The sequence below is a fragment of the Stenotrophomonas sp. 1278 genome (genome assembly GCF_029892765.1).
In the GTDB taxonomy this organism is placed as follows: Bacteria; Pseudomonadota; Gammaproteobacteria; order Xanthomonadales; family Xanthomonadaceae; genus Stenotrophomonas; species Stenotrophomonas indicatrix.
The window spans coordinates 153,695-167,110 of sequence record NZ_JARXWD010000004.1 but is presented as its reverse complement, the minus strand read 5'-3'; the positions used below and the strand labels follow the sequence as shown (position 1 = coordinate 167,110).

9 protein-coding genes and 1 riboswitch are annotated in these 13,416 nt (G+C 67.0%); of the genes, 2 read left to right on the top strand and 7 right to left on the bottom strand.

Annotation, left to right across the window (positions count from 1 at the left end; all coding sequences use genetic code 11):
* Positions 1-45: 45 nt before the first annotated feature.
* Positions 46-141: riboswitch (TPP riboswitch) on the bottom strand.
* A 156-nt stretch (positions 142-297) separates the two neighbouring features.
* The 5 genes from M2299_RS06090 to M2299_RS06070 all read right to left on the bottom strand — a co-directional run bounded on the left by M2299_RS06090 (position 298) and on the right by M2299_RS06070 (position 6,116).
* Positions 298-1,425, bottom strand: a complete 1,128-nt coding sequence (locus M2299_RS06090; RefSeq protein ID WP_280884051.1) for a phosphotransferase — start codon at positions 1,423-1,425, stop codon at positions 298-300.
* Between the two features lie 129 nt (positions 1,426-1,554).
* Entirely contained in the window at positions 1,555-1,953 is a 399-nt protein-coding gene (locus tag M2299_RS06085) for a glycine zipper 2TM domain-containing protein (protein WP_025875877.1), read from the bottom strand.
* A 248-nt stretch (positions 1,954-2,201) separates the two neighbouring features.
* The gene (locus M2299_RS06080; protein WP_280884050.1) at positions 2,202-4,229 is read right to left on the bottom strand and encodes a peptidoglycan-binding protein; all 2,028 of its coding nucleotides are present in this window, start codon (positions 4,227-4,229) and stop codon (positions 2,202-2,204) included.
* Between the two features lie 107 nt (positions 4,230-4,336).
* Positions 4,337-5,272, bottom strand: a complete 936-nt coding sequence (locus M2299_RS06075; protein ID WP_032978087.1) for a hypothetical protein — start codon at positions 5,270-5,272, stop codon at positions 4,337-4,339.
* 205 nt (positions 5,273-5,477) lie between these two features.
* Positions 5,478-6,116 carry a response regulator transcription factor gene (locus M2299_RS06070; protein ID WP_025875871.1) on the bottom strand — a complete coding sequence of 213 codons (639 nt, stop codon included), beginning with the start codon at positions 6,114-6,116 and terminating at the stop codon, positions 5,478-5,480.
* A 75-nt stretch (positions 6,117-6,191) separates the two neighbouring features.
* Here M2299_RS06070 and M2299_RS06065 point away from each other — a divergent pair, with 75 nt between their 5' ends.
* Complete coding sequence (locus tag M2299_RS06065) at positions 6,192-9,800, top strand: transporter substrate-binding domain-containing protein (protein WP_223487157.1); 3,609 nt, start codon at positions 6,192-6,194, stop codon at positions 9,798-9,800.
* Here the strand turns inward: M2299_RS06065 and M2299_RS06060 are convergent.
* A complete protein-coding gene (locus M2299_RS06060) occupies positions 9,794-10,195 on the bottom strand; it encodes a c-type cytochrome (RefSeq protein WP_223487159.1) in 402 nt (133 codons plus the stop codon). The two genes, M2299_RS06065 and M2299_RS06060, sit on opposite strands and share 7 nt — an antisense overlap.
* A gap of 66 nt (positions 10,196-10,261) precedes the next feature.
* Complete coding sequence (locus M2299_RS06055; protein WP_134831833.1) at positions 10,262-11,938, bottom strand: electron transfer flavoprotein-ubiquinone oxidoreductase; 1,677 nt, start codon at positions 11,936-11,938, stop codon at positions 10,262-10,264.
* A gap of 307 nt (positions 11,939-12,245) precedes the next feature.
* Between M2299_RS06055 and M2299_RS06050 the strand changes: the two genes are divergently transcribed.
* On the top strand, positions 12,246-13,409 hold the full coding sequence (locus M2299_RS06050) for an acyl-CoA dehydrogenase family protein (protein WP_059063190.1): 1,164 nt from the start codon (positions 12,246-12,248) through the stop codon (positions 13,407-13,409).
* The last annotated feature ends 7 nt before the right edge of the window (positions 13,410-13,416 follow it).

Below are 13,416 nucleotides of genomic sequence, written 5' to 3'. Positions count from 1 at the left end.
AGACGAAGCGACGGCGCGCAGGTGCACCGGCCCATGACGGGGGTGTGGCTGCGGCTCAAAGCTCCCTACGCCGGTGCAAACCGGATCAGGTTCCAAGGGACTCTCTCAGCCTGGCAGATCCAGGCACCCCCGCTTCAGGTGACCATTTCACTACAAATGGTACGGATTTGCGAGCTACCGCCCTTCAGCCGGGGTCAGATCCCTTTCCGCTGGAAAGGGATCTGACCCCGGCTGAAGGGCATCATCGACGCATGGCGTCGATCTACTGAGTACCCCGCGTGTTTGGTGGCTCGCGGCTCACGCGGCGGCGTGCAGGGCCGCCAGCAGGGCCTGGCCGGGGGCCGTGGCGAACCACGCCGGATGCCCGAGCATGAACGGCTGCCAGGCCACATCGGCGTTCGCGGTCGATCCGGTGACGCCCTCGAAATACTCCACTTCGGACAGAGCGAAGTCGAAATGCACCATCGGCAGCAGGTCGGCCAGCAGGTGCACGCGGGTGGGCGACAGCGGCAGTTCCTGGCGATAGCCGTCCAGCAGGGCCAGGGCGATGTCGATGCGAACAGCATCGGTGCCGCGCTCCAGCTGCAGCCAGGCCACCGCGTTGCGTTCGATCGCGGTGGCCAGGTCGAACAGCGCGCTGGTGGGCGAGGCCAGGCCGAAATCGAGCACCGTGGCAATCGTGCCGTCGTCGTTCCACAGCAGGTTGGAGACGTGCCAGTCGTTGTGCGCCCACAGCCGCGGTTCGTCCTGCAGGCGCGCGGCCAGGCCGTGGTGCCACGGCAGCACATCGCGGCGCAGCTGTTCTTCCCAGGGAATGCGCGCCAGGTAGCGGGCCAACCCGGGGCGGTTGCCGAGGTCGGCCTTCAGCACGGTGATCGGGTCATCGGCGCGGATCAGGTCGTCGCGTGCCACCAGCAGATGGGTGCCGCGCTGCGGGGCGTGGTAGCTGGCGGCCGCGCGGTGCAGCGTGGCCAGCACGCGCCCTGCCTGGTGGGCCTGGGCAATGTCGGTCAGTGGTGACCATGACGGCAGCTCGCGATACAGGTCCTTGCCGGCGCCCACCGCATGCAGTTCGTAGGTCCACTGGCCGTGCTCGAGTGCGGTGCGGCCGTCGTTGCTGGCCAGCACCTGCACCACCGGCATGCCGGCAGTTGCCAGATGCGCGATGAATCGGTGTTCTTCTTCCAGGCTTCCAGCGCTGCGCACACTGTGGTGGTGGCGCTTGATGAAGACCGGACCGCCGGTGCCGTCGACGATGGCCGCGGCCGACAACGGACGCGGGCTGTGCCAGCGCAGCGTGCTGTCCGCGCCCAGCTGCGGAAAGTGGCCACGCAGCCAGGTGATCTCCTGCGCGTCGATCGCCGGCCAGTCGGCGACGACCTCGTCGTTGTTGAGGCCCTGCACGCGATGGGGGGAAGAAGTCATGCCACGGCCGCTGGTGAGTAATGGAACATCCAAGGCTGCGCATTCAACGCCATGGACGCCACAGACGCAAACGGGCGGGTCATCGACCCGCCCGTCAGGGACGCCACGTGCGGCCTGTGGCCGACGCGCTTACCAGCCGCGATGGCGGCCGCGGTCGTGGTAGTAGCGGTTGTCATGGCGCTCGCGCTGCCAGCGACGGTCATCGCGGCGGTCGTAGCCATAGCCGCGGTTGTAGCCACGGTCATAACGGCGATCGTAGCGACGGTCATAGCGCCCGTCGTAGCGTCGATCATGGCGGTCGGAGGTGGTCAGGTTGCCGATGGCGCCGCCGGCAACCGCGCCGCCGACGGTGGCAGCCGGGTCGCCGTTGGAGATCAGGTGACCCGCCACGCCGCCGACGACGGCACCGACCACGGTGCGCTTGTCCTTCCTCGACATCGCGCTGGCATCACTGACCACGGCCACGCCGGCAAGAAGTGCCAGGGCCATCGCCAGACCACGGAAGCTGAGTGCGGAAGTGCTGAGCATGTTGGGTTCTCCTGTGAGGTGCATGCCACGGTGGGCAGGGAGGGCGCTGGGCGCCCCGGCTGCCGTAGGGACCACGCTGGTGCCCGGACATTGCCGGAACATTGCGCGCGATCCCCGTGCGGCTTGCGCATTCATCTAGCGTCAGGCGGCATGAAGCGAGGCTGAAAGCGCGGCGGCCGCTCAGCTGCCAGAAAGGAAAAGGGCCGCAGTACGCGGCCCTTCCCCTGGCTTCCCCTGCCTGGCCGGGCTCAGTGGCCCATGGCGCGCTGGGCCTGCTTCACCTGCTCCTGCTGGGCGTCCTGCTGCTGCAGGACATTCGGTGCACCGTGCACCGCACCACTGCTGAGTGCCATGCTCTGCTCGCTGGCCGCACGGGTGTCCACCGCCGCGCGGCAGGCAGCCGGGTCACCGGCGGTGCCCTGCACGGCAAACATGCGCTCGCCGTTGGTGCTGGGCACCACCGAATCAATGCGCTGCATGCCGCTGGCCTGCGCTTCCTTGGTCAGTGCAGCGGCGGCGGCCTCCAGTGCATGGCGGTCCTTGAAGGTGCCTGCCGGCAGGCCTTCCATGCCCTTCACGGCCTGGTTGTACATCGGGTTCTGCGGATGGCGCTCGTCATTGAGCAGCGGGCGCTCGCGCGCGTCCTTGATCGCATCCAGCGTCTTCGGGCCGATGATGCCGTCCACTGCCAGACCGTTGTCCTTCTGCAGCTGGCGCACGGCAGCCTCGGTGTTGCGACCGAACTTCCCATCCTCGACCAGCGGCTTGCCGTCGGCACCCACATACCCCAGGTGGCCCAGCTGTTCCTGCGCCCTGCGCACATCCTCGCCGTGCGCACCCTGCTTATGTACTTCGTTGCTGGCCTGCGGCTTTTCCTGCGGGGACGGCTTCGGCTCGGCGGCGCCCTTGGCCTGCGCCTGCTCGTGCGCCTGGCTGCGGTTTTCCAGCAGATCGCGTGCCTGGTGCAGCGGATCGGAGGCGAACAGCTTCCAGTTGGGGTGGTCCTTTACCTGCTTGAGGTAATCCTCCACCGGCATGGTATGCACGCCCAGCTTGCCGGTGGACTGGCTGATCAGCAGCTTGTCGGTGTTCGGGTCTCGCACCACCATCACGATGTGGTCGATGCCGTTCCAGTGCTCGTGCTTGGTCTTGGCCGTATCCAGGCCGATCACCATGCCTTCCTTCAGCGCACCCGGCTTGAGGATGTCGTCGCGCTTGAGCAGCACGCCGGAGTCCTTGTAGGCGTCATGCACGATACCGCCGGAGCCGGCGAAGCCCAGCTTGATCTTGTCGGCGTCGGCGAACACCGCATGGCCGGCCTTCTGGTTGATCTCATCCTGGGTCTTGTTGAGCATCGTGCCGACCCAGCCGGAGCAGTCGATGTAGCCTTGCTCGACGTTCTTGCCGGTGACACCCTTGCCACGGTAGTACTGGCTGGATTCGATGTTGATCGCGTACTTGACGTTGTCGTACTTCACGCCGGCGTTGTAGGCCGCATCCAGCGAAATGCCGGGTGCATCGGGCTTGGCGGCAGCAGCCGTGGCGGTAGCGGCGATGGCTGCTGCACCGGCGGCGACGGCCGCCTGCGCGGCGGGGGGCACGGTCTGCGTCGGTGCGGCCTGCACCGGCGCCGGACGCGCCTGGGCCTCGGTGATCGGCGCGATGTTCTTTTCCGGGATGCTGATCGCGTCGTACTTGCGGTCGTAGTACTGGGCGAAGGTGCTGGCCAGGTCACGATCATTCATCGTGCGCATCTCCGCGCGCGTATGCCCGGTCAGCGCTTCGACGTCACTGCCGATCTGGCCCATGATGCGAGGGCGCATGTTGATCGGATCGCCGTGGCCGTCGCGCACCACGCCGAACGTGCCGGTGGCGATCGCGGTCTGGATCGAACCGTAGCCGGCCGCACCCTGCTGGTGTGCCAGATACAGGTCAAGGCCGCTCGGCTTGTCATCACCGGACAGGTAGGGATGGCCGGTGCGGTCATGGCGCTTTTCCATGTCCGCCAGGTTGCGCTTGAACATCTCCGCTGCCGCTTCGGTGTTGCGGGTCGGGTCGTACTCGTGGCCGGTCAGGCCGTACTGCCTGGCCGACGACGGCAGGAACTGGAACAGGCCCTTGGCATCGGTCTTGTCGTTGTGCGCGCGCTCGTTGAAGCGGCCACCGGTCTCGATGTGGGCAAAGCGCAGGAAGTCCTCGCTGGCGATGCCCTTGCGCTGTGCAACCTGCTCGATGATGTCGAGAACTTCCTTTTTGCTGTAGTCACGTTGTGCCATGACACTTCCTCTGGGGTTGATGGAGCGGCCTTTGCCGCGATACGCCAACCGGACTCATCCGTGAGTCTTCAACATGTCGGTCAACAGGTGCTGCGGGGTGGTGCGTCTTACTTTTCGACGTAGGCCTTGCGGGCGGCGTCGTAGTGGTACTGGCGCGCGTCGGCCGCACCCAGCGCACGGGTCTGGCCCGGGCCGGAAATGGTGGTGCCGGTGGCGGTGACGGTGATGGTGGGCAGGTCGCTGCCGGCGACGGCGCTGAAGGCCAGTGCGCCCCGGTTGCTGACGCACGGCATCACCTGGCCCTCGTCGCAGGCGGCTGAATTGTCTTCGCCGGTGATCACCGTGCCCGCGCTGGCCCAGACCTGGCCGTCTTCGGACTTCTCGTAGTCCGGGTTGAATACCAGCACGGTGTAGCTTTCGATGCTGGTACCGGTAGCGAAGGTGCTGGTCGGCACCGCCAGCACCAGCTTGCCGGCCGGAGTGCGGTATTCCAGCGGCTTGCGCTTGCTGTCGATGTCCGGCGCGGTGCCATAGGCGCCGACGGTACCGATCCACGGTTCGGCGCCCTTGAACACCCAGGGACGATCCGGCTTGTCGCCGGTCAGGGTGAAGGTGGCCTCGGTCAGGGTGACCTGGCTGTCCGGACCGGCTTCGTCTTCGCCGGGCTTGCCGTACTTCTGCGGTGTGTTCCAGGCAAAGCCGGTGTAATAGCGGGTGCCGGCCAGTTCGAAGGCATGGCCGAACCAGAAGGTGGCGACACTGCCATTGGCTACTTCATACGAAACGGCGCCATCGCCGTCGACGTCGTAGATGAAATACAGCACGCTGCCGGCATCGGGGGGCGTGGCGGTGGCCGTGGTGGCGGGTGTGGCGGAGCTCTGCATCGGGGCAACATCCTGTCGTGGCGCGGTGGCGCCCTGTGGTGACGCGGTCGAAGGCGAGGGGGTGCAGGCACTGGCAAGCAGCGCAACGAGCAGGCCGGCGAACGTCGCACACAGGCGTGGGCGGACACGGGCCAAGCGGGATTCCGGAAGGATCTTCATGCACCTCTCCATGGTTTGCGGGCGTCGGGCAGGAAGGCCAACGCAGAACACGCCCCGCCCTCGATGAGGGGGAACGTCGTGATGAGCCGGTCGATTCCTTCGACCTCGCATAGGAAAACCCATCGACGCGGATGATGGCACAGATGCGACGGTGATCACAGGGGGGAAGAGAGGAGCCTCCCGCCAGAGAACTGCGAACGGTGTCTCAGATCCTGCCGTCGCGCAGGTAGTCGAACAGCTCCGCGTCGCCCTTCAGCCCGAGCTTGAGCATGGCGTCACCCTTCTGGCGGCTGATGGTGCTGACGCTCTTGTGCAGCTGCAGCGAGATTTCCTTGACCGTCATGCCGGTGCCGAGCAGCCGCAGCACCTCCACTTCGCGCGGCGACAACGGCTTGCCGTCACCCTCGCGCATGCGCCAGCTGCCGGCTTCCTCCACCCGCTCGCGCAGGCTGCGGCTGATGTAGGACTGGCCGCGATAGACCGCCTGGATCGCCTGCGGCAGTTCATCCATCGACGAACTCTTGTCGACCAGGCCGAGCACGCCGCTGTCGAGCACCATGCGCAGGATCGCCAGGTTGTTGGAGACGCTGAGCATGAGCACCGGCAGGTCGGGATGGCGGCGGCGGATCATGCCGATCATGGCGAAGCCGTCGGCCTGCGGGCTGCCAGGCATCGAGTAGTCGGTGACCAGCAGGTCGCAGGGCTGGGTCGTCAGCAGGGTCATCAGCGCCTGGGCGTTGTCGGCCTCGCCAACGACGCGGCCAACGCCGCTGGATTCGATGACGGCGCGGGTACCGATGCGGACCACGGGGTGATCGTCTGCGATGATGATGCGCAAGGTCATGCTCTAGTATGGCCACCGGCACGCCGGACCGCGACCGTCGCGGTCCCTGGCAGGACTTCCAGGAGATCGTTGCAGATGCGCAGCTGGGCGGCTCGTGGACTGATCCTGTTGACGACCCTGCTGGCGCTGCCGGCGCTGGCCCAGCCTGCGTCCACGCCGGGGCCGTTGCCGCTCAGCCCCCTGCAGCGCGAGTACCTGGCCGCACATCCTGTTGTCGTTGTTGGACAGTATGACAGTGGCTGGCCTCCTTTTGAGTCGATCCAGGACGGTAAGCAGGTGGGCCTCGGCCCGGACTACCTGACGCTTTCGGCCCGGCAGCTTGGCCTGAAGGTGGAGACGCGCCGTTTTGCGGACTGGCCCTCCGTGCTGGATGCGGCATGTCGCGGCGAGATCGACGTGGTGATGAACATCGCGCTCAGCGCCGAGCGTACCCGTTGCATGGTCTATACCGCCGCCTATGCCGAAGCACCGCTGGCCATGGTCGGACGTCCTCAGGACCTGCGTGCTTCGGAGGCACCTGATCTGGATGGCCTGCGCGTTGTGGTCGAGCAGGACTTCATGACCGGACCGCAGGTGCGTGCGCGGTTCCCAAGGGCACGACAACTTGTCGCAGACGACACGCTGACGGCCTTGCGTATGGTCAGAGACGACAAAGCCGACATTTTCATCGGCAATGCCTACGTGGCGACGGAACTGATCGCCGCCAACGGGTTGAAGGGTGTGGCGTTGCTGCGGCCCAGCGATCTGCCCCCGGAGCAGTTGCATTTCGGTGTGCCCAACAGCAAACAGCCGTTGTCCGAAGCACTGGACCTGGCGCTTGCCGCCGTCAGCGAAGCGCAGCGTGACGCCCTCGCGCAGCGCTGGCTGCCACCGCCGCAGTGGTCGGCGTCGGCGCAGCTGGCATTGAGCCAGGCCGAGAAACGCGTGCTGCAGCAACCCTTGAAGATCGGCTTTGCGCCCAACGCCGCGCCGCTGTCGTTTGCCGACAGGAATGGCAAGCCCAGTGGCCTTACCAACGAATACCTGCAGCGCCTGCTGCAGGCCGGCGCCAATCTACAGGTCGAAAACAGCCATGACTGGTACGAGGTGCGCGAGAAGGCGCGCCGCGGGGAACTGCAGGCGGTGATCGGCATTCCTGCCGATTCGAACTATCTCGGGCCGGAATGGGTGTTCAGCCAGCCCTTCATCACCGTACCCAATGTGATCGTCACCCGCACTGACAGTCCGTCGATGCTGGGTCTGTCGGACCTGGACGGCAAGCGCGTGCTGTTGTCCGATCCCGAGCGCATCCGTGGCTACGTGCAGCATCAGGCACCGTCGGTGAGGATCGTCGCCGCGCGCAGCGCCGAGCAGGCCCTGCAACGCCTGGCAGATGGCGAGGCCGATGCCTACGTGGGCAACCTGGCGCTGGTCGACCAGCTGCTGCGCAACCGCTTCCCGGGGCGCCTGCAACTGGCCGCGCCAGCCGGGTTCAACGACCAGCTGGCGCTGGCGGTGGAGCGCCGCCATGCGGCATTGGCCACCACCTTCGACCGCCTGCTTCTGCAGATGGGGCCGCGCCGGCGCGAGGCCCTGCGCGGCGATTGGTTGTCGGTGGAATACCGCGATGGAGTGGACTGGCGCACCCTGCTGCGCTGGGGCCTTCCCCTGCTGCTGGTGCTGACCACTGCTGTGGCAATGCATGGGCTGGGGCACTGGCGGTTGCGCCGCGAAGTGGCTGGCCGTCGCGAGCTGGAGCAGCGCCTGGCCGAGGTGACCGACAACCTGCCTGCCATCGTCTACCAGGCCCGCCGCGAAGCGGACGGCACCCTGAGCTTCCCCTTCATTGCCGGCGATGTGCAGTCGATGTTCGGCATCAGCCGGCAGCAGGCGGAGTCGGACGGGCAGGCGCTGCTGGCATGCATCGATGCCGACGACCGCGAAAAGGTGCTGCGTGCGATGGAGCTGGCGGCGCGCAATTTCGCCCCGCTGTCCTTCGAGTTCCGTATCCACCGCGACGGAAGCGCGCCCTGCTGGGTGCGCAGCCAGGCGCACCCGTATTCAACCGAAGCGGGTGCGGTGACCTGGAGTGGTTACTGGGTGGACGTGAGCCAGGCGCGCGCGCAGGCCGACGCGCTGGCCGCGGCGAAGGTCGAAGCCGAGCAGGCTGCGGCAGCCAAATCGCGCTTCCTGGCCACCATGAGCCATGAAATCCGCACACCGATGAGCGGTGTGCTGGGCATGCTGGAAGTGCTGGCGCATTCGCCGCTGGACGCCGAACAGCAACGCATCCTCGGCGTGATCGAAGACTCGGCGCAGATGCTGCGGCAGATCCTGGACGACATCCTCGACTATTCGCGGATGGAAGCGGGCGCGCTGCGCCTGGAGCCGGTGCCGCTGCCGGTGCGGCCACTGCTGGAGGGGGTGCATCGACTGTTGTTGCCGCAGGCCACGGCGCGTGGCCTGGACCTGCAGCTGGACATCGACGAACAGCTGGCACAGGCCCATGAGGTGGACGGCGTGCGCCTTCGCCAGATCGTGTTCAACCTGCTCAGCAATGCCATCAAGTTCACCGTGAAGGGCTCGGTGCGGCTGCAGCTGGAAGTGTTGGGGCCTACTGCCGAGGATGGCAGCCAGCCGCTGCGCCTGAGCGTCACCGACACCGGCATCGGCATCGCGCCGGAGCAGCTGCCGACCCTGTTCGAACCCTTCACCCAGGCCGGCGCGTACATCCAGCGCGACCATGGGGGCACCGGGCTGGGCCTGAGCATCTGCCGGCGCCTGGTGCAGAAGATGGACGGCGAACTGAAGCTGGAAAGCACGCTGGGCGAAGGAACGCGGGTTGACGTGCTGCTGTCGCTGGTGGAGGCGCGCAGCGAGGATGTGATCGCGCTGCAGGCCGAGCACCAGCAGATCGCGCTGCTGCCACCTGATCTGCGCCAGGCACGGGTGATGATCATTGAAGACCATCCCACCAACCAGGCGATGATGGCCTGGCGCCTGCAGCAGCTGGGCGTGCCGCATGTGCTGGTCGATGACGGGCAGCAGGCACTGGACCGGCTGGCGGAGGAATCCTTCGATCTGGTCATCACCGACTGCCGCATGCCGGTGCTGGATGGATTTGGTTTCACCCGCCTGCTGCGCGAGCGCGAGGGGCGCAACGGCCAGCCACGGATGCCGGTGCTGGCGCTGACCGCCAGCGTGCTTGACGATGACGCACGCCGCTGCCGCGAAGCCGGCATGGACGACGTGCTGGCCAAGCCGTTGTCGCTGGCGACGCTGCGGCAGGCACTGCTGCGCTGGTTGCCGCGCGCCGAGGGTGCTGAAGATGACCAGGCCGCGGTGGACAGCGACGATGAGCCCGAGGGCGACGAGGGGCTACCCGACCTGGCGACCCTGCAACGGCGCTTCGGTTCGCGCGAGATCGCCCGGCAGCTGCACGACAGCCTGGTCAAGGCCAGCAACGAGGACATCGTGGCCCTGCAGCGCGCGCTGCACGAAGGCGACCGGGTGACGGCCGCGCTGCACCTGCATCGGCAGGCCGGTGCGCTGGGGGCGGTGGGTGCACGCGGCCTGGCCGATCGCGCCAACGCGCTGGTGGAACGGTTGCAGGCCGCGGGCGATGCAGAGGTCGCATCGGCGGTTGCCGACGCCGGGCAGTTCGTGGCGCATCTGCAGCACCAGCTGCAGCGCCTGGCTCACTGAGCCGCGTGCTCCTGCAGGTAAGCGATCACCAGCGCGCGACGCTCGGCGCTCGGGAAGGCGTTGTACATGCGCGTGCCGGGTACCAGATGGGTGGGCGACTGCAGGAAGGTGTCCAGGGTCTGCGCACTCCACACGAAGTCGGCGCGGCGCATGCCCTGCGAATATCCGTAGTCGGGCAGGCTGCCCGCACGGCGGCCGATCACCCCATGCAGATTGGGACCGAAACGATGGATGCCGCCCGCCTTGACGGTGTGGCAGCCGGCACACAGTTCGAACGCCTGTTGCATGGCCTGCTGGCGCGCCTGTTCGGGCGTACTGGGCGCAGCCGGCGGGCGCTGGCACGCACTGGCGACCAGGATCGTGGCAACAACGGGAAGCAGACGATGGGCACGCATGGACGAGCAGGATAACGGGCGCACGCGCCGTGGGGCTGCGACCGGCAGTCGCAGCCCCATCGCCGGTCACATGCCGGAGTAGTTCGGTCCGCCGCCGCCCTGCGGGGTCACCCAGACGATGTTCTGGGTCGGATCCTTGATGTCGCAGGTCTTGCAGTGCACGCAGTTCTGCGCGTTGATCTGCAGCCGCGCATCGTTGCCGTCGCCGACGAATTCGTACACGCCCGCCGGGCAGTAGCGCGCTTCCGGACCGGCGTACTCGGCCAGGTTCACCTTCACCGGGATGCTCGCATCCTTCAGCGTCAGGTGGCTGGGCTGGTTCTCGTCGTGGTTGGTGCTGCTGAGGAACACCGAGCTGAGGCGGTCGAAGGTCAGCACGCCATCGGGCTTGGGATAGGCAATGCGCGTGTGCTTGGATGCCGGCTCCAGGCAGGCGTGGTCCGGGATGCTGTGGCGCAGGGTCCACGGCGGGTTGCGTACGCCCAGCTTCGGCAGCAGCCACTGCTCGATGCCGGTCATCAGCGTGGCCACGGTCTGGCCCTTCTTGAACCACTGCTTGAAGTTCTTGGACAGCTTCAGTTCGTCGTGCAGCCAGCTGGTTTCAAAGGCGGCCGGGTAGGCGCTGAGCTCATCGTGCTGGCGATCGGCCACCAGCGCATCGAAGGCGGCATCGGCGCACAGCATGCCGGTCTTGATCGCAGCATGGCTGCCCTTGATGCGGCTGACGTTGAGGTAGCCGGCTTCGCAGCCGACCAGTGCACCGCCCGGGAACACGGTCTTGGGCAGCGACATCAGGCCGCCCGCAGTGATCGCACGCGCGCCGTAGCCGATGCGGGTGCCGCCTTCCAGATGCTTGCGGATCGACGGATGGGTCTTGAAGCGCTGGAATTCCTCGAACGGGCTCAGCCAGGGGTTCTTGTAGTCCAGGCCGACCACGTAGCCGATGGCGACCTTGCCGCCGTCGGCGTGGTACAGGAAGGCACCGCCGTAGGTGTCGGTATCCAGCGGCCAGCCGGCGGCGTGCACCACCAGGCCCGGCTCATGCTTGGCCGGGTCGATCTGCCACAGTTCCTTGATGCCGATGCCGTAGGCCTGCGGATCCTTGCCTTCGTCCAGCTTGAAACGGCTGATCAGCTGGCGGCCGAGGTGGCCGCGCGCGCCTTCGGCGAACACCGTGTACTTCGCCTGCAGGGCCATGCCGCGTTCGAAGGCCGGGCCGATCGTGCCGTCCTTTTCGATGCCCATGTCGCCGGTAGCCACGCCGATCACCGCGCCGTCATCGCCGTACAGCACTTCGGCGGCGGCGAAGCCGGGGAAGATCGCCACTTCCAGCGCCTCGGCCTGCTGCGCCAGCCAGCGGGTGACCTCGCCCAGGCTGATGATGTAGTTGCCTTCGTTGTGGAAGCACTCGGGCAACAGCGCGTGCGGGGTGGTGCGCGCGCCGGTCTCGCTGAGGAACAGGAACTCGTCGCGGGTGACCTTCTGCTTCAGCGGTGCGCCGCGCTCGGCCCAGTCCGGGAACAGTTCGGTCAGCGCGCGCGGGTCCATCACCGCGCCGGACAGCACGTGCGCGCCCGGTTCGGAGCCCTTTTCCAGCACGCAGACCGACAGTTCACGGCCCGCTTCGATCGCGCGCTGGCGCAGGCGGATCGCGGTGGCCAGGCCGGCCGGGCCGGCACCGACGATCACCACATCGAATTCCATGACTTCACGCGGGGGCAGGGCGTTGGCTTCAGCACTCATCGATTGCATGACTCGTGGGTAGTGCCGGCATCGGGGCCACCGGCGGTTGCCTGGGAATCGCGCGTGCAGCCACGGGCGAAACGGTTGTTTGAATGTGTCAGGGTACCGGGACGGGCGTGATCGAGCTAGATCGCCGATGTTCACATCGCAATTGCTGCGATGCAGCGTAATGCGCGTGGTCTGGCAGGTGCCAGCCTTGGTTGGCGTGAGCGGAAACACCAGCGCCGACCAAGGTCGGCCTCCACCAGCACACCAACGCCGCCCGGATGGCCGACAATGGCGGCAGTCCCGACTGCGTGTGAGTGCCATGGCTTTGGATCCGTACGACCTGTTCGATGTCCGTTCCCTGCTCAGCGAGGAAGAGCGCGCGGTACAGGAGAGCGTGGCCCGCTTCACCAACGAGCGCGTGCTGCCGATCATCGGTGATGCCTTCGACCAGGCACGGTTCCCGTCGGAACTGGTGCCGGAGATCGCCGCGCTGGGCCTGCTCGGTGCCACGCTGCCGGGTGAGTACGGCGGCGGCGACATGGGGGCGGTGAGTTACGGGCTGATCTGCCAGGAGCTGGAGCGCGGCGATTCGGGCCTGCGCAGCTTCGTGTCGGTGCAGAGCTCGCTGTGCATGTACCCGATCTTTGCTTACGGCAGCGAAGAACAGCGCCGGCAATGGTTGCCGGCGATGGCCCGCGGCGAATTGATCGGCTGCTTCGGCCTGACCGAGGCACATGGCGGTTCCGACCCGGCCAGCATGAAGACCCGCGCGGTGCGCGATGGCAGCGACTGGCGCATCAACGGCAGCAAGATGTGGATCACCAGCGGGCCGGTGGCCGACCTGGCCATCGTCTGGGCACAGACCGAGGACGGCATCCAGGGCTTCGTGCTGGAGAAGGGCATGCCCGGCTTCACCACGCAGGAGATCAAGCACAAGATGAGCTTGCGCGCGTCGTTGACCGGCGCGCTGTTCTTCGACGACGTACGCGTGCCCGACAGCCACCGCCTGCCGAACGTTAAGGGGCTGAAGGGGCCGCTGGGCTGCCTGACCCAGGCGCGTTTCGGCATCAGCTGGGGCCCGATCGGCTCGGCCATCGCCTGCCTGGATGAAGCGCTGGGGTATGCCAAGGAGCGCGTGCTTTTCGGCCGTCCGCTGGCGGCCACGCAGAGCGCGCAGATCAAGCTGGCCGACATGGCCCGACGCATCACCATGGCGCAGCTGCTGGCGTTGCAGCTCGGCCGACTGAAGGAAGCCGGGCAGGTGCAACCGCAGCAGGTCAGCCTGGCCAAGTGGAACAACTGCCGCATGGCGATCGACATCGCCCGCGAATGCCGCGACCTGCTGGGCGGCGCCGGCATCACCACCGAGCACGTGGCGATCCGCCATGCGCTGAACTTGGAATCGGTGATCACCTATGAAGGCACCGAGACCGTGCACCAGCTGGTGATCGGCCGCGAGCTGACCGGCATCAACGCGTTCTGAGCGGGGT